General features: G+C 61.2%; 23 protein-coding genes and 4 pseudogenes. 19 read left to right on the plus strand and 8 right to left on the minus strand.

From position 1 onward, the window contains the following. The first annotated feature begins 8 nt into the window (after positions 1-8). From P0D73_RS32175 to P0D73_RS32190, 4 genes are read left to right on the plus strand one after another with little or no spacing between them, the layout of a single operon-like run. Positions 9-809 (plus strand): ABC transporter ATP-binding protein, encoded by an 801-nt coding sequence (locus P0D73_RS32175; RefSeq protein WP_408317442.1) that lies wholly within the window; start codon positions 9-11, stop codon positions 807-809. Between the two features lie 20 nt (positions 810-829). Next, positions 830-1,642: an ABC transporter permease gene (locus P0D73_RS32180; RefSeq protein WP_408317444.1), complete on the plus strand. Its 813-nt coding sequence runs from the start codon at positions 830-832 to the stop codon at positions 1,640-1,642. 50 nt (positions 1,643-1,692) lie between these two features. After that, positions 1,693-3,342 (plus strand): FAD-dependent oxidoreductase, encoded by a 1,650-nt coding sequence (locus P0D73_RS32185; protein WP_408434511.1) that lies wholly within the window; start codon positions 1,693-1,695, stop codon positions 3,340-3,342. Further along, positions 3,339-3,656: a 4Fe-4S binding protein gene (locus P0D73_RS32190; protein WP_408317448.1), complete on the plus strand. Its 318-nt coding sequence runs from the start codon at positions 3,339-3,341 to the stop codon at positions 3,654-3,656. Before P0D73_RS32185 ends, P0D73_RS32190 begins: the two co-directional genes overlap by 4 nt. A gap of 46 nt (positions 3,657-3,702) precedes the next feature. On the opposite strand, the gene P0D73_RS32195 is transcribed toward P0D73_RS32190, so the two are convergent. After that, positions 3,703-4,299: a nitroreductase family protein gene (locus P0D73_RS32195; RefSeq protein ID WP_408317450.1), complete on the minus strand. Its 597-nt coding sequence runs from the start codon at positions 4,297-4,299 to the stop codon at positions 3,703-3,705. Between the two features lie 27 nt (positions 4,300-4,326). On the opposite strand from P0D73_RS32195, the gene P0D73_RS32200 reads away from it, so the two are divergent. Continuing rightward, positions 4,327-4,545 (plus strand): hypothetical protein, encoded by a 219-nt coding sequence (locus tag P0D73_RS32200; protein ID WP_408317451.1) that lies wholly within the window; start codon positions 4,327-4,329, stop codon positions 4,543-4,545. Positions 4,546-4,602: 57 nt separating this feature from the next. Here P0D73_RS32200 and P0D73_RS32205 read toward each other — a convergent pair. After that, positions 4,603-4,818, minus strand: a pseudogene (locus P0D73_RS32205) (IS5/IS1182 family transposase); the annotation flags it as partial. A 111-nt stretch (positions 4,819-4,929) separates the two neighbouring features. Continuing rightward, positions 4,930-6,267 carry an oxalate/formate MFS antiporter gene (oxlT, locus tag P0D73_RS32210; RefSeq protein WP_132379892.1) on the minus strand — a complete coding sequence of 446 codons (1,338 nt, stop codon included), beginning with the start codon at positions 6,265-6,267 and terminating at the stop codon, positions 4,930-4,932. Between the two features lie 519 nt (positions 6,268-6,786). On the opposite strand from oxlT, the gene P0D73_RS32215 reads away from it, so the two are divergent. Next, positions 6,787-7,002: a hypothetical protein gene (locus tag P0D73_RS32215; protein ID WP_408317455.1), complete on the plus strand. Its 216-nt coding sequence runs from the start codon at positions 6,787-6,789 to the stop codon at positions 7,000-7,002. A 402-nt stretch (positions 7,003-7,404) separates the two neighbouring features. Here the strand turns inward: P0D73_RS32215 and P0D73_RS32220 are convergent. Continuing rightward, positions 7,405-8,053: pseudogene (locus P0D73_RS32220) on the minus strand (transposase); the annotation flags it as partial. Between P0D73_RS32220 and P0D73_RS32225 the strand changes: the two are divergent. The 4 genes and pseudogenes from P0D73_RS32225 to P0D73_RS32240 form a co-directional block, all read left to right on the plus strand. Then, a pseudogene (locus tag P0D73_RS32225) lies at positions 8,047-8,608 on the plus strand (DDE-type integrase/transposase/recombinase). The pseudogenes P0D73_RS32220 and P0D73_RS32225 sit on opposite strands and share 7 nt — an antisense overlap. A 231-nt stretch (positions 8,609-8,839) precedes the next feature. Further along, positions 8,840-9,583, plus strand: a complete 744-nt coding sequence (locus tag P0D73_RS32230; protein ID WP_408317457.1) for an SDR family oxidoreductase — start codon at positions 8,840-8,842, stop codon at positions 9,581-9,583. Between the two features lie 20 nt (positions 9,584-9,603). Continuing rightward, entirely contained in the window at positions 9,604-10,356 is a 753-nt protein-coding gene (locus P0D73_RS32235; protein WP_408317458.1) for an SDR family NAD(P)-dependent oxidoreductase, read from the plus strand. 137 nt (positions 10,357-10,493) lie between these two features. Further along, positions 10,494-10,622 (plus strand): annotated as a pseudogene (locus P0D73_RS32240) (IS6 family transposase); the annotation flags it as partial. 148 nt (positions 10,623-10,770) lie between these two features. Here the strand turns inward: P0D73_RS32240 and P0D73_RS32245 are convergent. Then, entirely contained in the window at positions 10,771-10,950 is a 180-nt protein-coding gene (locus tag P0D73_RS32245; protein ID WP_459252576.1) for a transposase, read from the minus strand. A 306-nt stretch (positions 10,951-11,256) separates the two neighbouring features. Here P0D73_RS32245 and P0D73_RS32250 point away from each other — a divergent pair, with 306 nt between their 5' ends. The 5 genes from P0D73_RS32250 (at position 11,257) to P0D73_RS32270 (ending at position 17,241) form a co-directional block, all read left to right on the plus strand. After that, positions 11,257-12,183 carry an ABC transporter substrate-binding protein gene (locus tag P0D73_RS32250; RefSeq protein WP_408317460.1) on the plus strand — a complete coding sequence of 309 codons (927 nt, stop codon included), beginning with the start codon at positions 11,257-11,259 and terminating at the stop codon, positions 12,181-12,183. Beyond that, a complete protein-coding gene (locus P0D73_RS32255; RefSeq protein WP_408317462.1) occupies positions 12,183-13,817 on the plus strand; it encodes an amino acid ABC transporter permease/ATP-binding protein in 1,635 nt (544 codons plus the stop codon). Before P0D73_RS32250 ends, P0D73_RS32255 begins: the two co-directional genes overlap by 1 nt. A 50-nt stretch (positions 13,818-13,867) precedes the next feature. Beyond that, positions 13,868-15,118, plus strand: coding sequence for an acetamidase/formamidase family protein (locus P0D73_RS32260; protein ID WP_408317464.1), 1,251 nt, complete (start codon positions 13,868-13,870; stop codon positions 15,116-15,118). A 125-nt stretch (positions 15,119-15,243) separates the two neighbouring features. Beyond that, positions 15,244-15,657, plus strand: a complete 414-nt coding sequence (locus tag P0D73_RS32265; RefSeq protein WP_408317466.1) for a RidA family protein — start codon at positions 15,244-15,246, stop codon at positions 15,655-15,657. A 267-nt stretch (positions 15,658-15,924) separates the two neighbouring features. After that, on the plus strand, positions 15,925-17,241 hold the full coding sequence (locus tag P0D73_RS32270) for an amidase (protein WP_408434515.1): 1,317 nt from the start codon (positions 15,925-15,927) through the stop codon (positions 17,239-17,241). A 125-nt stretch (positions 17,242-17,366) separates the two neighbouring features. Here P0D73_RS32270 and P0D73_RS32275 read toward each other — a convergent pair whose 3' ends face one another. Continuing rightward, on the minus strand, positions 17,367-18,266 hold the full coding sequence (locus P0D73_RS32275) for a LysR family transcriptional regulator (RefSeq protein WP_408179589.1): 900 nt from the start codon (positions 18,264-18,266) through the stop codon (positions 17,367-17,369). 138 nt (positions 18,267-18,404) lie between these two features. On the opposite strand from P0D73_RS32275, the gene P0D73_RS32280 reads away from it, so the two are divergent. The 4 genes from P0D73_RS32280 to P0D73_RS32295 are packed head-to-tail and all read left to right on the plus strand — an operon-like array spanning position 18,405 to position 22,506. Further along, a complete protein-coding gene (locus P0D73_RS32280; protein ID WP_408317470.1) occupies positions 18,405-19,736 on the plus strand; it encodes an MFS transporter in 1,332 nt (443 codons plus the stop codon). 1 nt (position 19,737) lies between these two features. Then, on the plus strand, positions 19,738-20,232 hold the full coding sequence (locus P0D73_RS32285; protein WP_408317472.1) for an ureidoglycolate lyase: 495 nt from the start codon (positions 19,738-19,740) through the stop codon (positions 20,230-20,232). Between the two features lie 14 nt (positions 20,233-20,246). After that, entirely contained in the window at positions 20,247-21,173 is a 927-nt protein-coding gene (locus P0D73_RS32290) for a polysaccharide deacetylase family protein (RefSeq protein ID WP_408434518.1), read from the plus strand. Beyond that, positions 21,094-22,506, plus strand: a complete 1,413-nt coding sequence (locus P0D73_RS32295) for an amidase (protein ID WP_408434521.1) — start codon at positions 21,094-21,096, stop codon at positions 22,504-22,506. Before P0D73_RS32290 ends, P0D73_RS32295 begins: the two co-directional genes overlap by 80 nt. A gap of 84 nt (positions 22,507-22,590) precedes the next feature. Here P0D73_RS32295 and P0D73_RS32300 read toward each other — a convergent pair whose 3' ends face one another. Together P0D73_RS32300 and P0D73_RS32305 are read right to left on the minus strand one after the other, a co-directional pair. Beyond that, positions 22,591-23,778, minus strand: coding sequence for an MFS transporter (locus tag P0D73_RS32300; protein WP_408317474.1), 1,188 nt, complete (start codon positions 23,776-23,778; stop codon positions 22,591-22,593). Positions 23,779-23,987: 209 nt separating this feature from the next. Then, positions 23,988-24,845 (minus strand): NmrA family NAD(P)-binding protein, encoded by an 858-nt coding sequence (locus tag P0D73_RS32305; protein ID WP_408179594.1) that lies wholly within the window; start codon positions 24,843-24,845, stop codon positions 23,988-23,990. Between the last annotated feature and the right edge of the window lie 18 nt (positions 24,846-24,863).

Below are 24,863 nucleotides of genomic sequence, written 5' to 3' on the forward strand. Positions count from 1 at the left end.
CCGCGAATATGGGTGCTGCAATCGGCGTGCGCAATGTCACGAAGGGGTTTCATCTCAAGCGACGCGGACACTTCAGCGTGCTGGAGGACGTGTCCTTCACTGTGCAGGCGGGCGAGTTCATTACGCTGGTCGGCCCGAGCGGCTGCGGCAAGACGACCTTGCTGGATCTGATCGCAGGCCTCGCGAAGCCGGATCGCGGGCAGATACTCGTCGACCGCCAGGCGATTGAAGGGCCGGGGCTCGATCGCGGCATCGTGTTCCAGCAATACGCGCTCTTTCCGTGGAAGACGGCGCTCGGCAACATCGAGTTCGGTCTGGAGGCGAAAGGCGTTGCTAAAGCGGAGCGCGCCGGGCGTGCCCGTTCTTTCCTTGAACTGGTCGGCCTCGGCGGGTTCGGCGACCGCTATCCGCATGAGCTATCCGGAGGCATGAAGCAGCGCGTCGCGATTGCTCGCGCGCTCTCTTTCGAGCCGGCCGTGCTGCTGATGGACGAGCCGTTCGCCGCGCTCGATGCGCAGACACGCGAGACCTTGCAGGACGAACTGCTGCGCATCTGGCAGCGCACCGGCACGACCGTCGTATTCATCACGCACTCAATCGACGAGGCGATCTATCTCGGTCAACGGGTTCTCGTGATGGCGGCCGCGCCCGGTCGCATCACCCATGCGCTCGATGTGCATCTGGCGCGCGGTGACCTCTCCGAGGACTTGCGCTCGACGCCGGAATTCGTTCGGCTCAGACACGAGATCTGGCAATTGACGCATCAGCGCCGGGCGACTTCGCGCCTCGCGGTTGCACACGCGGCTTGATACAGGAGGGAGTCTGAGTGATGAGTACCTTATCGACACGATTCTCGTCGGCGAATTCGCTTGCTTCTGGTGTCGTAACTGCATTGCCGCGCGTGCTGCGTGGCGGCGTCGCGATCGTCGCCTTCTGTGCGCTGTGGGAGATTCTGCCGCGCGCAGGATGGGTCGATGCGACGTTTTTGCCGCCGTTTTCGACCGTGCTCGGCGCGCTGTTCGAGATGGTGCGTTCAGGCGAGCTCTCCGATCATCTGTTTGCAAGCGCGACGCGGGCCGTGGGTGGCTTTGCGATTGCGGTGGCCGTCGGTGTGCCACTGGGACTTGTCATCGGCTGGTACCGGACGCTTGCCGAGGTTCTCAATCCGCTGCTCGAGTTGTTTCGCAATACCGCGCCGCTCGCGCTGCTTCCTGTCTTTGTGCTGGTGTTGGGCATGGGCGAGACCTCGAAGGTCTCGATGGTCGTGTACTCCTGCATCTGGCCTGTCGTACTCAATACCGTGAGCGGCGTGCGCAATGTCGATCCATTGCTGATCCGCTCCGCGCTCTCGATGGGGCTGACCCCGTTGCAGCTATTCCGCAAGGTCGTGCTGCCGGCGTCGGTGCCGACTGTCTTCACGGGCATTCGCGTCGCCGGTGCGTATTCCATCCTCGTGCTGATCGCGGCTGAGATGGTGGGCGCGAAGGCGGGCCTCGGCTACCTCGTCAACTATTCGCAGTTCACGTTCGAGATTCCGAAGATGTACGCCGGCATCGTCACGCTCGCGTTACTCGGTCTCGTGTTCAATCACGCCGTCATGTTGGCGGAACGGCGGCTGACGGCCTGGCAAGGCGAACGTTGAGCGTTCAGCTTCTTCAAGCAGTCGGCACATCATCTAAGGGAATCTCCTTCATGACGGACAGTGCGGGAAAACATGGCCGGCCTTCAGTGACGGCCGCGGACAATGCGTTGCGGCACGATACCGACGTCCTCGTGATCGGCGGCGGTCCGGCGGGCGCATGGGCGGCGATCAGCGCGGCCGCGCGCGGCGCGCGGGTGGTGCTGGCGGACAAAGGGTTTTGCGGCACCTCGGGCGCGACCGCGCCGGCCGGCACAGGCGTCTGGTACGTGCCGCCCGACGGCGACGCGCGCGGCAACGCGAAGGCAAGTCGCTTCAAGCTGGGCGGAGAACTCGCCGAACAGACCTGGATGGATCGCGTGCTCGAGCAGACCTGGATCAATGCGCAGCAACTGGCCGAGTGGGGCTATCCGTTCCCCGTCGATGAATCCGGCGAACAACGACGCACGTCGTTGCAGGGACCCGAGTACATGCGCCTGATGCGCAAGCGCGCCAAGGAAGCCGGCGTCCGCATACTCGATCACAGCCCGGCGCTGGAACTGCTGGTCGACGAGCACGGCGCGGTGGCCGGCGCGGCCGGCGTCGATCGCCAGGCCGGCGACGCGTGGATCGTGCGCTCGGGCGCGGTCGTGATCGCGACGGGCGGCTGCGCGTTTCTCAGCAATGCGCTCGGTTGCAACGTGCTCACCGGCGACGGCCAGTTGATGGCCGCCGAAGTAGGGGCGGCGCTATCGGGCATGGAGTTTTCGAATGCGTATGGGCTTGGACCGGCGTTTTCATCGGTAACGAAATCGCTGTTCTATAACTGGGCGACGTTCTACTACCGGGACGGTTCCGTGATTCCGGGCGCGGGGTCGTCGCACGGGCGTGGCGTGATAGCGCAAACGTTGCAGAGCGAGCCCGTGTTTGCCTGCCTCGATCGCGCCGACGAACAGATTCGCGCATGGATGCGCACGGCGCAGCCGAACTTTTTCCTGCCATTCGACCGGCTCGGCATCGACCCCTTCACGCAGCATTTCCCGGTCACGCTACGTCTGGAAGGAACGGTGCGTGGAACCGGCGGCCTCCATCTGATCGATAAGACGTGCGCGACTTCCGCCGAGGGGCTGTATGCCGCCGGCGACGCAGCCACGCGCGAGCTGATCTGCGGCGGCTTTACCGGCGGTGGCAGCCATAACGCGGCGTGGGCGATGGCGTCCGGTTTCTGGGCCGGCGCGGGCGCGGCGGACTACGCCCGTTCAGGTGGCCGCGCCGGCCGTCAGGGCCGGGTACTGCGAGCGGGCGGCGCAGGGCTGCGCGACGGCGGCGGCGCGGCGCCGTACGACAGCAACGAGGTGATTCGCAGCGTGCAGCACGAGGTGTTTCCGACGCAGCGCAACTGGACCCGCGAGGGCGATCTGCTCGACGACTCGCTCTCACGACTCGATGCGCTGTGGCATCGCGTGCGCGGCGCCGCGCCGGCGCGAAGCGCGCTGGAGGCCGTGCGCGCGCGCGAGGCGGCAGCGATGCTGGCCACCTCGCGCTGGATGTATCGCAGCGCGCAGCAGCGCACCGAGACGCGTGGAATGCATCGGCGCCGCGAGCACGCCGCGCTCGACCCATCGCAGGGGCAGCGTTTGTTGAGCGGCGGGCTGGATGAAGTCTGGATCGACAGACTGGCCGTGTCGCGGCCAGTAGCGAAAGTCGAAGGGGTGCCGGCATGATCGAAATCGTCGACAGCGGGCGCTGCACCGGTTGCAACATCTGTGTGCGCGCGTGCCCCACCAATGTGTTCGACATCGTGCAAAATGGCGCGCCGCGTATTGCCCGTCAGAGCGATTGCCAGACCTGCTTCATGTGCGAGCTGTATTGCCCTGAAGACGCGCTGTTCGTGGCGCCGCAGGTCGAGCCGATGCCGGCCGGCGAGGCCGTTGACACAGTGTTCGGGCAATATCGGCAGGCCATCGGCTGGGGCCGCGAACGGCAGTCGACCGCGAGCCAGGACGCGAGCTACGAGTTGCTGATTCGGGCGCATTGAAATTCGACGAGGCGGGCCTTCATGCTCGCCTCGCTGAATCCTCTCGTCAGAGCGCGAGTCGCCCTTCTGACGCAATGGCGGACAGCGGATTGCGCTGGCTCTGTACTTCGCGCGCCTGCAATGCCTCCGGCAGTGATGACTTGTCGCCCGCGCGGCCGATCGCGATGGCGGCATCGATCGAATAGGCGTCCGGGACCGCGAGCGCCTGGCGGATCTTTTTGCGTTCGATGCCGGCAAGCCCGTGCGCATGCCATCCGGAGAGACTGGCCTGGAGCGCCAGATAGCCCCACGCGGCGCCGGTATCGAACGAATGAGTGGGAGCGGGGACTTCAGTTGCGCCGCCGGGTGGCGTGAACGTGTTCTTCGACAGCACGATGATAATGGCCGCAGCGTGTCTCGCCCAGCTCTGATTGAATTCGTTAAGGAACCCGACGAATTGTTCCCAATGAGGCGTATCGCGTCGTGCATAGACGAACCGCCAGGGTTGGGAGTTATAGGAGGAGGGTGCCCAGCGGGCCGCTTCCAGAAGCGTCAGCAGGGTTGCCTCGGGAATGGGATCGGAACGGAAAGCGCGCGGCGACCAGCGGTCGAGGAATTGGCGGTCGATTACATGTTCGGCGGTGCGTGAATTCGATGTCGTCATGGGCTGGTCCTGTGGAGAAGAAATTCTATGGTCGGGCCTGATAGGCAGAGGTTGCCGAGGCGAGGTCAAACCACTTTATCCGAGCGCACTGCGCGACTGAACCGATTTATTCTCGCAACGTTATTCCCTCATCCATTCGACTACGATGGCGATCTGGTCGATCTGATTGCCGATATCGTGCATGTCGAAGCAGCACGACGGCTGTTGCTGATCGACAATCCGGTGGAGCTTTTTGGGTTTGAATAGCGCGGTGCGCGGCGCTTCACGTTCGAGCCGGCGACTGGATTGAATGCGGTTGAGCTAACCGTAGATATGGATCTTGAGCGTCACCTCGGGGTGGTACGAAGGACGGTATATGAGCGCAGGCTCGCTGCCCTCCGTCCCTAGCTGCCGAAAATCCAGCTCATCTACAAATACATCGACGACACGCACGCGATTCGTATCCGTTACGTAGTCGTCGAGTGCATCAGGAAGGAGAAAACTTCGCGGACGGCTGCCGCCGTGAACGAACCGCGTCATCTCTCTCCCTCCGAGATCGGATACGGAAATCATCGTGGTTCAGGACCAGGAAGGGACTGCCCGGAACCTCGCGCTCACAGTCGACCGGGAACCGCTCAACTGTCTCGCCGATTATCCGCCGTCGGCCGAAACTCGAGCCGAGTCACTGACGAACGTTGGACCGTACGGCATCTCCAGAGCCGGCGTAGCGTGCTGTTCCGCATAGGCGCGACGCATCGGCTTCAGCACGAATAGGGCGAGCAGTGCCGCCACTGCGGCCATTCCGGACGCGAGCATGAACACCGCGTGCCAGCTGCCCGTCATCGCCGTGACGACGCTGGTAAATGGCACCAGCAGCGCGGCCGTTCCCTTCGCCGTATACAACAGCCCCGCGTTAGTGGCGGCGAATTTCGGTCCGTACGTGTCGCCGCAAGTGGCGGGGAACAAGCTGTAGATTTCGCCCCATGCAAAGAACACGATGCCGGTGAGCAGGACAAACGCAACCGGGCTTTGACCGTACTTCGACAGCGCCAGAATACCGACCGCCTCGATGGCGAACGCGATGAACATCGTATTTTCCCGGCCGATGCGGTCCGAGATCCAGCCGAAGAACGGCCGGGTCAGACCATTCAACACGCGGTCGATAGTCAGCGCGAAGGTCAGTGCGGGCAAGGTCAATCCGAGCAGTGAAACCGGCGAATCGTGCAGACCGAAGTCTTTTGCGATCGGTCCGAGCTGCGCGGTCGCCATCAGGCCGCCCGCAGCCATCATCACGAACATCAGGTACATGACCCAGAACACCGGTGAACTAATCACTTCGCGTGGCGTCGCGTTGTAGACCACGCGTTGCACCGCGCTCTTCGCCGACGCGAGCAGAGTGGCCGGCGGCGCGAGCAGCGCGAGACCGAGTATAAAAACGATGATGCCCTGGCCAAGACCGAACCAGAGGAACGTGGCTTCATAGCCGCTGCTCTTGATCATGCTGGCAATCGGCACGACGGTGGCCGCCGAGCCTGCGCCGAAGCCGGCCGCGGTTATGCCCGCAGCGAGCCCGCGACGATTGGGAAACCACTTCAACGCGTTGCCCACACAGGTGCCGTACACTGCGCCCGCGCCGACGCCACCAATGGCGGCCGCGATATACAGCAGCGGCAACGACGACGCCACCGAGTTGAGCGCCCATGCCGCTGCGCAGAGCAGGCCGCCGACGACCACGACGGGACGCGGACCGTACTTGTCAACGAGATAACCTTCGATCGGCACGAGCCACGTTTCCGTCACCACGAAGATGGTGAATGCAACCTGGATCGCCGTGCGACCCCATTGGTATTTCTCATTGATTGGATTCACGAACAACGTCCAGCCGTACTGCATGTTCGCGATCATTGCCATGCAAATCACACCAAATACGAGTTGCACCCACGGCGACGCCCTCCACGACGACGCCCCTCCCTGTAGATCCGCGCTCATAACTGTCTCCTAGGTCTTGCTGCCTGATGTTTGCGGGGCCAAGGTGGCTTCTCCGCCCGCCACCGGCACGATAACCGGTGATCCACCCCATACAGTATGTGATATATCAAGTAAGTCAAGTGAAAGAATTATTGGGGTTATCACCACGTAATTCTTAATATGAAAGCTGCCTGTATGTAAGCGCCGACATTATTTCGCTGCGAAAAAAAGGCCCGCTGGCAATGCCGGCGGGCCGAGGACATGGAGCGAGACAAGGCTGTTCGCAACATGCTTTGCCTTTATATATGAAAGCTAAAAGTAATGTTAGTTTTTTATTTGAAAGAAATTTGGATGCTCCTCGACGTCGATGCGTCGAGAGAGTGAGCGAGGTTGGCGCGTGGAAACGGGCAACCGTGCAACAACCATTGGTCGCCGAAGCTAAGGTTTCTGCGGAGAACGGCGTAGTGGTTGCGGCGGTGCCGCAGCTGGATCTTCAGAAGCAGGGCGCCCGGTTGTCTCGCTGTCCGATTGGAAGTCATCATGTCGTTAGCCGCACTCGCACGGGTTCGTGTCTCATGCGCTTCACAGTCCTCACCGATATCTGCAATTCGCCCTTACGTCCTTCGCTTCATCGCTCATGACGGCACGCGCTCGGTCGTCGCATTTGCCAATCGCGATGAACGCGACGAGCGCGACGCCCAGATCCTGACGCTTGGCACAGCAGCAACGTTGGCCACCGTGCGGCGCGCAGTGTGAGTGGCTCCGCGACGTGGAATTACGGGCAACATGCAGTGATGTTGAACGACTACGAACGGCCGCTATCGAGGATGCTGAATAGCTGTTGGGTGGCAGCTCATACCTGCTCCAGTGGAACGGAAACTTACGTGACTTGCAGGGTGCGCGAACACATTCTTTGTGAGGTCGATGCCGACCGTAGCAAGGCGGTCCATGACTTCCCCTCCTGTTCAGATTGATGGCTGACACCTCAATCCTGGCACTCGATGCCATGCGACCTGAACGTTGCCTCAAGATGGGGAAGTCCCTCACATTGGAAAAATGTCGAATTGTGGTCGGAGATGCAGGAGTTGGCAGAACGTTTTCGAGTTGTGGCGATCGGCGAAGCGGCGACTTGAACGAAGCAACGGTTCCCGTTGCTCGTCATGCAACTGCCTGGTTCATCTGCTTGCTTCCTGCCAGGAGCCACCTGGTCAATCTTCGCAAATTTTGCGCAGTCGCTACCATCGGGAACTCATCATGGGCACCGCTTGGACCTCGCAATCGGAGACGGTCGAGCTTCAGAATGCGTTTGAGATGAGCGAAGATCATTTCCACGTTCTTTCGCTCACGGCAAGAGCGGTTGTATTCAGACGCCTTCGCAATACGCCTCGTTTCGTCACGCGCAGCTTCATGGATGCAGCGGGCGATCTTGCGGAATGGGTGTGTTCGGACAGCAGCGATCTTTCATCCAACAGCTCTCGCAGTCGAGCTGGCTTGCCCGATAGATGATCGTGTCAGCCATCGTGACTGGCGAGCGCGGATTTCTGAATTTACGACGATCACTGCGTAGTGCGTGCCCGGTGGGGCAGCGATATTCATCGGCCTGTTCATCCCACTGAAACTTGCTGCTAGACAATGTATTGTCCTTGCGCGTCGTTTTCTCCCAGACCCGAATATGCGGTGCAATCCCCTTCTCTTCGATCATCCACGCGAGCATCGCTGCTGAGCTACACGCGGTGTCGTCTGCAAGACGTCGAGGTTTGAGATCATGCTGCCGCTCTACCGGGTCAATTATCGTCATGGTTGATTCACTTTAGCCTACGCGATATCGAAGAACTGCCGTTCGAACGCGGTGTGGTCGTCAGCTTCGAAACGATTCGCCGCTGGTGTGATGAGTTTGGCGCGAGTTTTGCGCATCGCGTGAAATCAACAAGGCGCCGAACTCGATCTCCTGCTGCAACAACGTCGCGACAAGGCTGTACCGAAGCGCTTCTTCGAACGCGTACTCGCCTCGTGCCGCGAAGTACCGCGCAAGATCGTGACAGACCAGCTTCGCAGCTATCGCGCCGCGATTGGCGGAGGTCCCCGAGTTGATGCACGTTAATCATGTGTTTTTGAAAGCCTCCGCACGAATGAATAATCGCGCGAAAAATAGCCATCAGCCGACGCGCGCACGCGAGCGTCGCATGCATGGATTTCGAAAGCCTGAACGCACTCAGACTTTTCTCTCGAGCCAAGGCCCGATCCGCAGCATTCGCCATCAGGCGACATCTGCTACTTTACTTTTCGCAAACAGTTGGCCTTGCGATTTGCTACGTGGCATCGCTTTTCCGAACTCACCCAAGATCCGTCTACAGCCTTCTGAGCCAATGCGCGCCGTCGCGGTGACAAGGCTCACGTCACCTTGGTCCACCGAATGCGAAGCTCCCGAAAAATGTACTCAAATGTACTCTCGCGCGGCGCCTTCAACGCGATTTCCACAAATCCCGTACACTCGGACGCGGCCGCGGTAGCGCGTCGATCTGTGGTTCAGCAGTACATGCTGCGTTACGCTGGACGCCACCGCGTGGACCGCTCTCTCACGGAAACTTCAAGCATGGGAAACAGCCAATCTACCAGCATTACTCTTCAACAAAGCCGGGTCGTTGTGGCCGGGGGCACGTCAGGAATTGGCTTTGCCGTAGCCGAAGCTGCGGCGCGTTCCGGAGCCGAAGTCATCATCGCCTCGAGCAGGCCGGAGCGCGTCGCTGCCGCACTTGAGCGCCTACCTCGAGGCACGCGCGGCGAGTCACTCGACTTTACCGACGAGGGGCAAGTGCGCGCGTTTTTTGCACGCATCGGTGAGCTAGACCACCTCGTCTACACCGCCGGGGAGTCGTTGTTCCTGCAAACCCTTGCTGAACTCGACATCGAAGCCGCGCAGCGGGCCTTCGAGGTGCGCTATTGGGGGGCGCTCAAGGCCGTCAAATATGCAGCCCCGCTCATTCGCGCGAACGGCTCCATCACCCTTACGAGCGGAGTGGCCTCGTCGCGTCCACTGCCTACGTGGGCAATCCCGGCCAGTATCCTGGGGGCGATTGAATCACTCACACGGACACTAGCCGTCGAGCTTGCACCGCTCCGTGTGAATGCCGTGGCACCTGGCGTCTTGCGTACCGCGCTGTGGGACAACATGAGCAAAGCCGATCGCGAGAGTCTCTACGACCATATCTCCGGGAAGATGCCGGTACGGCGGGTTGGGGAGGCGAGCGACGTCGCGCAAACGTATCTTTACCTGATGCAGCAGGGCTTCAGCACAGGGCAAGTCATTGTTGTCGACGGCGGTCACGTGCTGGTTTAGCTGTCCTGGAGGGCAAAAACATGGGTTTCGATTTCAACGGTAAACGTGTCGTCGTCGCGGGGGGCTCGCGCGGTATCGGCCGCAGCATCGCGCTCGGGTTCGCGCAGGCAGGCGCCGCCGTGTCCGTCTGTGCACGCAACCTGGAAGGATTGAAAGCGGTGGAGGCCGAACTGGCCGTCTATGACCGTCCGGTCCATACCGCACCTTGCGATCTCGCTGACGGCGAGGCGATCACCGCTTACATTGCGATGGCCGGCAACGCGCTCGGCGGTATCGACATTTTGATTAACAACGCGTCCGGTTTCGGAGGTGGGGATACCGAAGCCGGCTGGGAGGCCGGCATCCAGGTCGACCTCATGGCAACGGTGCGAGCGGGTCATGCCGCGCTTCCATTCCTGCGGCAGTCGGCCAACGCCGCCATCGTCAATGTGACGTCCATCTCAGCGCTGCGTCCGTCGACACGCACCCAGTCTTACGCGGCGATCAAGGCAGCGGTCGTACACTACACGGCCTCCCATGCATTGACGCTCGCGCCGGACCGGATCCGTGTCAACTCGGTTGCGCCCGGCTCGATCGAGTTTCCCGGTGGATCGTGGGAACAGCGCAAGACTTCCGATCCCGAGCTATATGAGCGGATACTGCGTTCGGTTCCGTTCGGCCGGCTCGGGACGCCCGCAGAGGTCGCGAATGCGGTGCTGTTTCTCGCCAGCTCGCACGCGGGTTGGATCACCGGGCAGACCTTGGTGGTCGATGGCGGCCAGGTGTTGATGTAAGCACCAATACGCACACGGGGATAAGCACGGGTTCGCCGCGCAATGCAACATCCGTGCTGCGGTCAACACAAGCGATCGACATGACGGCATAGCCGGGCGGGTACTGCGAACTTGCGGGCTATCGCTTCCCGCCCGATGTGATTAGCTGTGCGGCGTGGTTGTACTACCGTTTCCCGCTCAGCCTGCGCATGGTCGAGCAACTGCTGGCCGCACGCGGCATTCAGCTTACATACGAGACGGTGCTGCGCTGGTCGGTGAAGTTCGGGCTGGACGGCGCCGGGCGCAGGTTTGCGCAAGTTTGTGGGCCACGGCCTTGAGCGCGACGATCCGGTTGGTCGCGCGCTACATGCGTTCATAGAAACGCCGTGCCGGCGCGCATTGCCTCAGTGCAAAGTTCGTCGCCTCGATGGACGCTCACGCGAGGCATGCATTGCCGTCGCGGGTGTTGCCTTCGCTTTTCTCCCCGCCGTTGCTTTGCCCTACGCTATCGACGCAACGACAGTACGAACTGAACTGCCCCACGCTGGCAAACCGTGCCACCGTTCCGGTCTCCAGCATGATCACCGTCGCAAATACTTCACCAATGCCTGGCACGTCTTTAGCAGTCGGTAGCCGATAGTCGGCGCGTCGCGCTTGATATTCCGCAGAACTTCATGTCGGCCTCCGCCAAGGCAACGGGTTTGCTTCATCTTGACTCTACCCCTGCGTCTCTCGGCGCGAAATTCTGGCCCGCTTCTCGTCTGCGATTCGCTGTATGCCAACTCCTTCATCCCCGTACAAGCATTTGTGCGCGCTGGGACAAGTCCGCGGAATTTCGTTCACATACTCTCGCGCTGGTGCGATGCAACAAGGCGTACATGGTGTGGGCCATTGGCATCTGCCGCTTCAGGGGGTTCAGGGATGTATACCAATCTTGTCGATCATGGGCATCGAGTGCGGCGCGCAGGCGGTTTTGCCCGCCATTGGCGCGAGCTGGTTCTTGGCGCCGTCAGTATGCTGGCGCTGCTGCTGTCGGGTCACGCACAGGCTGCCGCGCCGGCGCCTGCCGAATGCGTGGCGCTACAGGCGAAATACCCGCAATTCAAGGGCAAGACGCTGATCAACGCGATCAATCCGCACACGCCGGGCTATGAAGCGCTGGACCCGAATGACCCGAGTAAATATATCGGCTTCGACATCGACCTCGGCGACGCGATTGGCAACTGCCTCGGCTTCAAGATTGCGTACAAGCCGGTCTCGTTCGCCGCGCTGCTGCCGACGCTGCAAAGCGGCCAGGCGGACATCGTGATCTCCGACATGTATGCGACCGAAGAGCGCGCGAAGGCGGCGGACTTCATCACCTATTCGAAGGTGTTCGACGGCGTGCTCGTAGCGAAGGGCAATCCGAAGAAGATCAGCGGCATCAACCCGACGATGTGCGGCACGACTGCCGCCGAGAACACCGGCTACGTCGAAGTGCCGTTGATCCAGAATCTTGCGCCGGCCTGCAAGGCGGCGAACAAGCCGGAAGCCGCCGTGCAGCTGTATGACAACAACGCGAACGCGATCCAGGCGATTCTCGCGGGCCGCGCCGACACATATATCAACGACGTGAACACGGTGGACCAGGCAGTCAAGGCGTATCCGAACCAACTCGAAAAGGCCAGTGCGGTGACGCTGCCGTATTCGATCGGTATCGGCGTACCGAAAACCAACCCGGCAATGCGCGCAGCCGTGATGGCAGCGCTTGTCGCGATCCAGAAGGCCGGCATCCAGACCGACTTGCTAAAGAAGTGGTCGCTCGGCGTTGAAAACCTCGAAACCCCCAAGCTGGTTGCCTTGAACTGATGAATTTGTTTCTGCACTATCTCGGCCTGCCGTATCTGCTAAGCGGCATCGGTTTTACGATCGCGGTCACGGCCCTCGGGCTGGCGGGCGGTCTGATCGTGGGACTGGTGCTCGCGAGCATGCAACTGAGCAAGGTGGGGCCGCTCGCCGCGATCGCGCGAGGCTACACGGTGATTTTTCGCGGGACGCCGCTGATCCTGCAACTTGTGTTCGCGTACGACGCGTTGCCGCACATCGGCTTGAAGTTGAGCGCGATGGGCGCAGCGGGTCTCGCGCTCGCGGCGAACGAGGGGCCGTTCATCGCGGAGATCCTGCGCGCTGGCGTGCTCGGTGTCGACCGTGGGCAACTGCTCGCGGGGCAGGCGCTCGGCATGACGCCGACCGTGCTGCTGCGCCGCGTGATCGCGCCGCAGGCGATCCGCACGATGATACCGGCGTTCGGGAACGAATCGGTCAGCGCGTTGAAGAACTCGTCGCTGGCATCCGTGATCGCAGTCGACGAACTGACCTTGCGCAGCACCCAGCTCGCGTCGTCGACGTTCGATTTCTTTTCGATCTTCTTCGCGTCCGGGCTGATGTATCTCGTGCTGACCGGCGTGATCGCCGCGATCCAGTTGTTCGCCGAAACGTCACTCGATCTCGATCGCAGCCCGTCTGGACGCTTTGCACGGCTGCTGCCGTGGCGCCGTGCCCAAATTGCGGCGAACCCACCCGGCGCGGGCGCGACACTTCCCGCCGATGCGCTGCTCGAACCGGCGCCGTCGCCCGTGCCCATGCCCAACGCGCGTGACGTTCAGCGTGATGTTCACGCAGAGCGCGCGCAGCGCTACGCGACGCTCCAGAAGCAGAGCGCGACCGTGCAGGTGAAGGGGCTGAGCAAGCGTTACGGTGAGCAGACGGTGCTCGACGGCTTCGACCTCACCGTCCGCTACGGCGAGGTTATCGCGCTGCTCGGGCCGAGCGGATCGGGCAAAAGCACGCTGCTGCGCTGTATCAACCACCTGGAGCAGTGGGATGCGGGGGAAATCCGCATCGGCGGCAAGCGCCTCGGTTTTCGGGACGATGGTCAGCCGATGACGCAGGGCGATATCGCCAATGAGCGTGCGAGTGCTGGCGTCGGCATGGTGTTCCAGCATTTCAACCTGTTCAGCCATCTGACTGCGTGCGAGAACATCGCGGGGCCGCTGCGCTGGGTGCACGGCATGGCGCCCGCCGATGCCGAGCGCCGGGCGCGTGAACTGCTCGAACGCGTTGGCCTCAGTCATCGCGCCGACGCGTTGCCGCGCCATCTGTCCGGCGGCCAACAGCAGCGCGTCGCGATCGCCCGCGCGCTTGCGCCCAATCCTCGCGTGCTCCTGCTCGACGAACCGACGTCCGCGCTCGATCCCGAACTCGTCGGCGAAGTACTCGACGTGATCCAGCGCCTCGTGGACGAAGGCGGTCTGACGATGATCATCTCAACGCATCAGTTGCGCTTCGCCGATCAGGTCGCCGATCGCGTCGTGTTCATGAGCGGCGGCGCGGTGGTCGAACAGGGGCCTGCGCACGAAGTGCTCACACACCCGCGCGATCCGTTGACGGCGCGATTCCTGAACGTGATGGGCGCCGACAATCGGCTCGAAGTCGCGTCGTGACGGCACGCGCCGTTCAGCTTTGCCCGGCCCTTTGCGAGAATCGAACAACCATGAAGCACCATACTTTGCCTGTGTCGCCTGAAACGGTTCATTGGGGTTACTTCAGCAAGAAAGTCGCGCCCGCGTTGACGGTGCGCTCCGGCGACCGGATCACGATCGAGACGCTGACTCACCATGCGAACGACGATCACGAACGGATGGTAGCGGGCGACCCCGGCGCCGAAAGTATTTTTAACTGGACCCGCGAGCACAAGGCCATGCCGCGCCGTGGCGCGGGGCCAACCGATGGACCGTTTACGGTCGGTTCCGGCGAAGGTGTCGGCGTGCATCTGCTGACCGGGCCGGTCGCGATCGAAGGGGCCGAGCCCGGCGACGTGCTCGAAGTGCGGATACTCGACGTACGGCCGCGGCCGAGCTGCAATGCGTGTTATCGCGGCCGCTGTTTCGGTTCGAACGTCGCCGCATCCTGGGGCTTCCAATATCGCGATCTGATCGAGGAGCCGAAGCCGCGTGAAGTCGTGACGATCTTCGAGCTCGATTCCTCGGGCGAGCCGTTCGCACGTGCGGTCTACAACTACGTGTGGACGCCGCAGACGGATCCGGACGGCATCGTGCATACGACGATCGACTACCCCGGCGTGAAGGTCGATCATTCGCTGGTCAAGAAGCGGGAAAGCATCCTGTCGAACGTGAAGGTACCCGCCCGGCTGCATTTCGGCACCATGGGACTTGCGCCGACGGAGGTCGACTACGTCAGCTCCAATCCACCCAGCTACACCGGCGGCAATATCGACGACTGGCGTGTCGGCAAGGGGGCGCGGATGTACTACCCGGTCGCTGTCGAAGGCGCATTTTTTTCCGTCGGCGATCCGCATGCGGCACAGGGTGACAGCGAGCTCGGCGGTACCGCCATCGAGACCTCGCTGACCGGAGACTTCGAATTCGTGCTGCACAAGAGGAACGACCTGGGCGGCACTATCCTCGAAGGCCTCACGCACCCGATGCTGGAAACCGAAGACCAATGGTCGGTGTACGGCTTCACCTTCGCGAATTACCTGGCGGAGCTCGGTCCGGCCGGACAGATCGAGGTGGCACAGCACGCGAGCCTCGACAAGGCGATGCGTGATGCGTTCCGCAAGCTGCGCCGCTTCCTGATGACCGTACACAGGCTGAGCGAGGACGAGGCCATCGCGCTGATGTCGGTCGCCGCGGATTTCGGCGTCACGCAAGTCGTCGACGGCAACTGGGGCGTGCATGGCTCGATCCGCAAGAACGTCTTCATTGGCGGCGCGGGGGGCTAAGCGTTCTCGTCCGGGCCGCGGGCGTTGCACATGGGCTGGCGTGCCGGATGTGCCAGCGCGAGGTATGGGAGCGCTGCTGGTGCGGACTCATACGACGCTTTTCTTTGATCATGGAGTGACAGCAGATGGATTCATCAACGAAGTTCTGGATGGTGGAGGGCGCGCCTACCCCGGTCGGTCCCTTCTCGCATGCAACCGAACAAAACGGCTGGGTGTTTCTCACTGGCCAGATGCCGACATCACCGGAGGATGACAGCGCACCGCTTCCAGAAGGCGTGGCCGCACAGACGACCCAGGTAATGAACAATCTGGTCCTCGTGTTAAAGGGGATCGGGCTTGGCCTCGAACATGTCCTCTCGGTGCGGATCTTTCTGACCGAGTTCAAACGAGATTACGCGACGATGAACGCGGTCTATGCTGCCTGTTTCCCGCCCGGGAAATTGCCGGCGCGGACCTGTATAGGCGTGACTGGATTGGCGCGCGACGCGCTCGTCGAAATTGACTTTATTGCTCGCAGGCCGAATTCAGCTGCCGCTTGATACTTGAATCGCCCCGGGAATCCCGTAGACTTTTTTGTTCGAGTCACGCGGCTGTGCGCAACGCCTGAAGTTGCGAATAATATGCGACTCTGGTCAATATGCAGTAAGACCGAAGTGCACACCGTTCCGCGCTGCCTATACGAACCTGTCGAGGGCCTGTACTCGGCATGAAGTGGAGATCCTGACTTGACTGACAATATTGCTCTCGCACCCGCGTATGTCCTGTCGCGGGAAATCGCGGCACGGCGTCTGTCGCCTGTGGACTTGATGGATGCGCTGCTCGCGCGTATCGCAACGCACGACCCGAAGCTGCACGCATTCGTGGAGGTTTATGCGCCAGAGGCGAGACTCGCCGCTGAGGCAGCGGATAAGGCGATTCGTTCGGGCCATGCGGTGGGACCTTGGCATGGTATCCCGGTGGCCATCAAAGACATCATCGACATCGAAGGACGGATCACGACAGGCGGCTCCGCGAGCCGGCTCGATCATCGCGCGACCGTAACGGCAACGGTCGTGCGTCGCCTGGTGAGCCAAGGGATGATTGTGCTTGGCAAAACGCACACGGTGGAATTCGCTTGTGGCGCGTGGGGGATGAACCAGCATCGAGGCACACCGTGGAATCCGTGGGACGCTGACGTGCCGCGCACGCCTGGAGGCTCGAGCAGCGGCTCCGCCGTCGCCGTCGCGGCCCGCCTCGCGCCTTGGGCGCTGGGTACCGATACCGGTTGCTCGATCCGCCAGCCCGCTGCGTGGTGCGGCATTACAGGGCTGAAAACGTCGATCGGTCGAATCAGCACGTATGGCATCCTGCCGCTCAGCCCCACTCTTGATACGCCCGGTCCGATGGCCCATACAGTTCGGGACGTGGCACTGCTTTTCGATCTCCTGCAGGGCCCCGACCCGCGCGATCATCGCACGAGCGGCCACCTGCCGGCCGATCCCATCTCGACGCTGGAGCATGGCGTCCGCGGTCTGCGGCTCGCGCGCCTTCCGTCCGAGGAAAGATTGGGTGTCGCGGCCGATGTGCTGGACGCTTACGACCGCTCACTTGCAGTGCTGAGCGGGCTCGGCGCGGAGATCGTCGATATCGCTCTGCCGTTTAGCCTCGTTGAATTCATTTCAATGACCAACGTCACGATGGCGGAGGCGTATTTCACTCACGGGCATCTCGTCGAGGATCCGCGCCTGCCGCTCGACGAAGTGGTCCGCTCTCGCATCCTTGGTGCATCCCGCATCTCGGCTCAGGATTATCTGGCAACGCTGCACCGCCGGGACCAGATGAAGCAGGGGATGAAAACCGCGTTGGCAGGGGTGGACGCGTTCTTGACACCGACAACGGAGACGGTGGCCATACCGCTCAGCGAGGTGAATCAAAACGACCAACCAACCCGCCTCACGCGCTTCGTCAACCTTCTCGATATGTGCGCGCTGTCGCTGCCAAACGGCTTTACCGCCGAGCGCTTGCCGAGCTCGCTGCAAATCGTTTGCCGTGGATATGATGAATCGCTGGCGCTGCGTATCGGTCAGGCTTATCAGCAGGTGACTGATTGGCATGAGCGCATACCGCCCGCGATCGGGCAATGAGCAGCGTGACCTACATGACCCGTTAATCACGGGCGCGAACAGACGGAGCGCCACTTCCGAAAAGTCGGACGACCACGCCCGCGCGCCCGAATCCGATCGGGTTGGGATCTGAGGTTTAACGGGCCCTATGGCCGGAGAGCCTTTATCGCATCACGTGTTTCAACCAGCAACGCTTCCGCGAGTCGCGTCAGAGGGCGGTCTTTCGAGGAAATCGCCCACGCGTCGATCGTGTTCTTCGGCCGAAACGGCAGCGCGACAATCGGCTGCTGACCGGTATGTGCGACGGCCGACAGTGCGTCGACCACCGCGACACCGGCGCCGGCGCCTACCAGCCTGCACGCGGTCTCCGAATAGCGTGTCTCGACAGCCACGCGGTACGGCACGCCGGCGTCGCGGAATGCCGCAGCAATTTGCGTGCTGACGCGCGCCAGACTCGACAGACCGATCAGCGGATACGGCTCGAGATCGGCCGGCACGACGCGTTTGCGCCGCGCAAGCGGATGTCCATGGGGCACGACGCAAACCATCTCGATCGACGCGATCTTCACCATCTTCAGCGACTGGTCAAGCTCGGGTTCGAGCGCCATCGCCAGGCCGAAATCGGCCGCCAGCGCTTCAACGCTTTCGATCACCTTGAATGAATCGACGACGTCGCAGAACACCTTTACGTCGGGTTTGCCGATCATGAAACGCTGAATTGCCTGCGGAAGTATCGAGTGCCCGAGCTGCGGCGTGGCGCTCACACGCACATGTCCGAGGCGGTTCTCCTTGATGTCCTCGACGGTCTGGTCGAGAGCCTCGGAATACATGAACATGGCTTCTGATGCGCTGAACAGCAGCTTAGCCTCCTCGCGCGGGACCAGCCGGTTTCCCACGCGATTGAAGAGCGGGAATCCAAGTTCCGATTCAAGTTGGCCGAGCGCAGTGCTGACAGCCGGCTGCGAGATCCCGAGCACACGGCTAGCACCGACCGTGGTCTGCGACGTCATGACGGTCCTGAAGATACCCAGCAGTCTCGTGTTCACAATAACCTTTTCTTATACGGTGTGAATAATTTTCAATAGTTGATTATTGTAAGGCCGCTTTTGATAATGCCAGTTATCGCATCCCGAAGACCGGATGCGCGCCGTAACGGCCCAACCCCCTCAGACCGAGACACCCCAATGAATAAAGTCGCAAGCGTCAACTTTTCCGGTGTCGAACAAACGGTCATGCCAAAGGTGGCATGGAGAATTCTGCCTTTCCTGATGCTGCTTTATTTCGTCGCGTTCGTCGACCGGGTCAATATTGCCTTCGCGTCGCTGCAAATGAACGCGGACGTCGGGCTGTCGAGCGTGGCATACGGAATCGGGGCGAGTGCGTTTTTCGTCAGCTATTTTCTGTTCGAGGTGCCAAGCAACTTCATACTCTCGAAGGTCGGGCCAAGAAGATGGATCGCACGCATCCTGGTGACCTGGGGGCTGGTCTCCGGCGCCATGATGTTCGTGTCGGGCGAGAAGAGTTTCTATGTACTGCGCTTCCTGCTTGGCATGGCAGAAGCAGGCTTCTTCCCGGGCATTGTGGTTTACTTGAGCCGATGGTTCACCGCGAGTTACCGGGGACGGGTCACAGGCATTTTCATCGTTGCAATCCCACTGTCGGGCCTGATCGGCGGTCCGATTTCCGGGCTGATCCTCGACGGCATGAACGGCGTATCTGGCCTGCGCGGCTGGCAATGGATGTTTCTACTGGAAGCCATCCCCGCGGTTGTACTCGGCATCGGTTGTCTATGGTGGCTGGCCGATCACCCCGCGGACGTGACGTGGCTGAGCCCTGACGACAAGGACAGGTTGGAACGCATGCTCGAGAGCGAGCGTCGCGCACTCGACTCAGAGGCACGCTATCCGTTGTCAGCAGCGTTCGCGAACCGCGCTGTCTTGCTGCTGGCCGGCACGCTGTTTTGCATCGTATTTGGTACGACCGGCATCGCGTTCTTTTTGCCGCAGATCATCAAGAGTTTTGGCTATAGCAATACGACGGTTGGTTTTCTGAGCGCCGTACCGTATCTTGCTGGCGTGATTGCAATGGTGTCATGGGCGCGCCATTCCGATACCCATCGCGAACGCGTCGCGCATCTGGCCACGGCGACGCTGTTCGGTGCGCTCGGTTTCATTGCTCTCGCGTTCCTGTTGCCCGTGCACTGGGCCGCCATGATCGCTCTCTGCTTCGCGGCGATGGGCGTCTATGCTTCCAACGCGCTGCTATGGACACTGCCTTCCGAATTGATGACCGGCACAGCGGCAGCCGTGGCAATTGGCGTCATTAATTCATTGGCTAACCTGTCTGGTGTGATCGCACCCAGTCTGCTGGGATGGAGTCGTCAGGTCAGCGGTGGATTCGCTCTGCCGGCGTGGATTTTTGCGGGCTTTTTGGTCTTGGGAACCGTGCTAACGGTACTCTTTAGTCGCACACCGATGTTCACAACATCGCGACGTGCTTTAGGGAAGGCAGTTTGATATGACGACGGCAGGCGCAGCACCGTACATCGATGTAAAGCCATTAAGCGCGAACGCGTTCGAGGTCTATGGCGAAGTTCTCGAAAACAAGACCGAAAAGCGACGGCGCGATTTTTCAATGCCGTTTGCCGGACTCGACGCTGGCACTACGCCGCGTCTGTGGATTAACCGCTTGCAGCCGAGCCGCACTCGGTCTATCACCATCGATACGATGGAATGCCATCCGCACTCCCATCAGACCTTCATTCCGATGCGCGAGGTTCCATACCTGATCGCGGTTGCACTACCCGGCGAAGACGGCCTTCCCGACCTCGCCACGCTCTCCGCTTTTACCAGTGACGGCGGCCAGGGCGTGTGCTATCGACGCTCGGTCTGGCACTTCGCGTTTACGTCGCTCGACGACGTCAATGAGGTAGCGGTGATCATGGCGGACAGCGGCCGCAGCGATGACACCGTCGTAACGAGACTGGCCGAGCCTGTTATGGTCGCGCTATAGAGCAGGAGCACGCAATGGACGGCAAATATGATCACCTGGAACGGAACTTCACCGGCTATGGACGCCGGCCGCCCCACCCCCGGTGGGCCAACGACGCCCGACTCGCAGTCAATATAGTCATCAACTATGAGGAAGGCGCGGAAGCGTCCTTCTCTGATGGCGACGGCCACTCTGAAAGTGGCCTGGGCGAAGGAGGGGCGGGCGGCTTCGAGGGCCGCGATCTCGCTGCCGAGTCGATGTTCGAGTATGGCAGCCGGGTGGGTATCTGGCGCGTACTGCGCCTGCTTGAGGAGCGCAGTTTGCCTGCCACCGCGTTCGCCTGCGCGCAGGCGCTGGAGCGCAATCCGGAATTCGCGCAGGTAATCCGCGATGGCGACATGGACGTGTGCAGTCACGGTCGGCGCTGGGTGAGGGCGCAAGATCTCACTGAAGAGCAGGAAGCGGAGGAAATCCGGCGTGCCTTCGAATCTATTACCCACTCCACGGGACGGCCACCAGCGGGTTGGTATTGCCGTTATGCGCCGACCGTTCATACTCGCAAGTTGCTGGTTGAGCATGGTGGATTCATTTACGATTCTGACGCGTACAACGACGAGCTCCCGTACTGGACGACGGTGCAACAGCAGCCGCATCTGGTGATTCCGTATAGCCTGACAAATAACGACGTCAAGTTCGCGCGCGGCGCGATGGCGACCGGGGAGGACTTCTACATGTTCGTCAACGACGCGGTCGAGATGCTGTGCCGCGAAGGCGCTCGAGCGCCGAAGATGATGTCTATCGGGCTGCACATGCGTTTGATCGGTCATCCTGGCCGTGCCGCGGGACTCGAGCGTTTGCTCGACAGCCTCGCGCGGCGGGAGGATGTGTGGATGTGCCGCCGCATCGATATCGCGAATCACTGGTTGCAGGAACATCCTTTTAGCGCGGCAGGGCGGAGTTGAGGAAAGTGCAGCGCGGCCAACTATTGACGATCCCGGAATGAAAATGGCAACCGATGCCTATTCCGTCGTCGAGATTTCCCGTCGAGTGCAAACGGGGGTGGACGATTCACTCGATGCAGCACGCCGTGCGCTTTCGGTCATTGCACGGCGAGAACGAGAGTTGAACGCTTGGTCGCATGTCGCGTCTGCGAGCGACCTCATTGACGCGTCCGCGCGGACCGCATCCGGTCCGCTGGCGGGGGTTCCATTCGGCGTGAAGGACATCATCGACGTGGCCGGCATGCCGACGCGATGCGGTTCCGAGGCCTGCAACACTTCGCCCTCCCAATTCGATGCATCCTGCGTCGCCTTGTTACGGCGAGCCGGAGCGGTGCCGATCGGCAAGACGGCGACGGCCGAATTCGCTTATATGACGCCGGGACCCACGCGCAATCCGGCAAACCGCCAACATACGCCGGGAGGCTCATCGAGCGGCTCGGCCGCTGCCGTAGCGGCAGGCATGGTGCCAATGGCATTGGGCACGCAAACTGGCGGATCGATGATCCGGCCGGCTGCGTTTTGCGGTGTCGTCGGCTTCAAACCGAGTTTCGGGGCGCTCGGTCGCGACGGTATGAAGATAATGTGCGAGTCGCTGGATGTGATCGGCTGGTACTGCGCCGATGTGGCTGACGTGGCGCGGGTCGCGGAAGTCATGCTCCCCGATGCTCCACCTCCGCTGTACTCAACCGAACATATGCGGACGGTAAAGATCGGTTTTTTGCCGGGCAATCCCGGACATGTGCTGGAACACGCTGCACAGGCCGCTCTCGAAGATGCGAGGAGTGCGCTTCGCGATCTGTCGACGATCGAACCGGTCCCTGAATTAACCGACCCAGCCAGATTTCTCGAAGCGCATTCGGTGATCATGCGTTACGAACTGGCGCGCAGCCTCTTACCGGTGGCCTCGGAGCACGCAGCGCAACTGAGCCGGCCGTTGCGTGAGGCTATCGACCAAGGACTGGAGATGCCGGCGCAGACTTATCGCGAGATGAAGGCGTGGCAAAACACGCAGCGTTTATGTTGGGCGGACTACTTCGGCGATGCGGACGTCGTCCTGACGTCGAGCGCTTTGGGTCCGGCTCCCAGAGGGCTCGAATCGACTGGAACCGCGGCCTTCAATAAAGCGTGGTCCCTGCTGGGCTGGCCGTGCATCCATTTGCCCACTGCGTTGAGCGAGGATGGCCTGCCGGTCGGTGTGCAACTGGTCGGGAAGCCGGGGGCGGACAGGGAGTTAGTTGGCTGGGCACTCGCCCTGCACAAGTTTGTCGATCGGCGAAGCCGCGCCGATCCATAGGCGTTCGTCTGGATCGCGGAAAGTGCGTGTGGTAGTGGTTCACGCGCTCGACGCGCCCCTTGGCCTGACTGCTAGCCGCGCTGATCATTGCATCTTGCCTGGAAAAAATACCGCGGCCAAGGAGGCAATCAGCGCTCCTGCCACTGCGGTGCATCGCCAATTGGTCAGCAGCAGGGGCGAGACCAGAGCAGAGCCCAAGGCACCGCCAAGGAAGAAGATGGCAATGTACAGACTGTTCAGGCGACTGCTGGCTGATTGGTCCAGCGCTAGTATGGTTCGCTGTGAAATGACGTGGGATGCCTGCACACCTGCGTCGATCATCAGCGTTCCTATGACCCATCCTGCCACCGAATCCAGGGTCCCCGCCACCGCGAACCCGCAGACGACAAGCGAAATCGCACCCTTGCGACCAATCCGTTCGAACCCATGGTCGGCTGCGTAGCCAGCGACAGGTGCCGACAATGCGCCGGCCGCGCCGACGAGCGCGAACAATGCCACTGCCGTCGAGTTGAACCCGAATCGGTGCATGAGGATGATTGGCGCAGTACCCCAAAAGAGGCTAAATGCCGCGAATAGGCATGCCTGGGCCGCCGAGAGTTGCCGTAGGGCTCGGTGCGTTCGCGCTAGCGAACGTAAAGATCCGATCAACGCCTTGTAGTCGTGCTTTGCGTCCGGTTGCCTAACTGGAAGCTGGCGACTGAGAAGAAACGTGAGCGCGACAAGAATGACGGCGTCGAGAATATATAGACCCCGCCACCCCACGACGTTTTCAGCGACACTCGCGATAGGTCGCGCAAGCATGATGCCTGCGAGTAATCCGCCAGTGATCTTGCCAACTACTCGACCTCGGGACGCATCGTCAGTCATGTGCGCCGCCAAAGGGATAAGCATCTGTACGGCGGTGGTTCCGACACCAAGAGAAAACGCGGCCACCAGGAGCAAAACAACATTGGTAGCGCCAGCCATCACAGTCAACGCGACGCAGAGTCCGGAAAGCGTCAACAAAACGAGTCGTCGATTTTCCAGGAGATCGCCGAGTGGGGCGAGAAGGACTAGTCCGACGCAGTAGCCGGCCTGGCTGAGTGTCATGACCAGACTTGCGCCCCAAAGCGGCAGTCCGACCTTGGGCCCGATGAAGACGATAAGAGGTTGTGCGAGGTAACTGCTGGCTGCGATAAGTCCGCATGCGAGCGCCATAAGCGCAGTCATCGCAAAGCCGATGCGGTGAGTTGAGGAACCGTGCGATTCCTCAATTGATAGATCTGTCGCCACTGTAACCCCCTGATTTGCGGCTGGGCGTTGACTACGTTTTGCTCAACCCCCAGCCGTCCGATTAACTAATCAACGGGTCGATTTTCCGAGGACTCCTCCGAGCCAACAATATCGCGACTCTCATCTCATCAATGCCATCTTGTCATTTGTTCGGGCGGATAGGTAGCGGGAGACAGAAACCGATTTTCTGTCGACGTATCTTTGCCCAGTTACGCGACAAGCGCCTTCAGGACATCATCGAGAGGAATTTGGCCTTTGCGGTGCTCAATGCCAATACCGCCCTGGAAGTCAATCCAACCCTCGTTGAATCCATCGATCATCCGAATACGGGGTATTGGATATTGCATGCCTTGGGACCGGAACAGTGTTTCCCATGTATCGCGCGGCACCGGGACCACGCGCACAGGACGGCCGAGGGCGGCGCTGAACCCGGACGCGATGTCGTTTGCGCTATAGCGCGCAGGCCCCTCCAGTTCGACAATTCGCACGCCGGTCCATTCGTCACGAAGGATTTCTGCGGCGTTGCTTCCTATCTCATCAGCAGCCACCATCGGTATTGGATGGTCTTGCGGTTGCAGGAAGCAATGAATTGCCCCGGTGCGCGCCGCATCTACATCCCACGCCGCGTTTTCCATGAACCAGGCCGCACGGAGCATGCACACCGGGAGGTCCAGGGTGCGAAGCATCTCCTCGGTCATCTTGGAGTTATTGAGCAGGTTCGGTTCGGCGATGTGCGCACCAACTGTCGAAAGGAATACTACCTGTTTTGGCCGCGCAGTCTCCAGCGCTTTCTTGACTGCAACAGCGTTAGCCTGTGTTTCCGGGAAGCCAGGTTGGGGATCGTAGTTTGGAGGTGTCATCAAGAACACGCCGTCTGCACCGTCAAAAGCCTTCGTAAGTGCCTCGGCGTCGCCGATTTCCGCAAGAGCGATTTCGCAACCGAGCTCTGCCCATGGCTGACCCTTTGCGATGTCTCGGACAACGGCACGAACAGGCAGTCCTGCCTTCAAAAGCGTTCGGGCGACGACACCGCCGACTTTTCCTGTAATTCCTGTAATCGCGTACATTTGACTTAGTCCTTTAAA

Origin of the sequence: Paraburkholderia sp. RL18-101-BIB-B, from assembly GCF_046026985.1 — a bacterium.
Classification (GTDB): Bacteria; Pseudomonadota; Gammaproteobacteria; order Burkholderiales; family Burkholderiaceae; genus Paraburkholderia.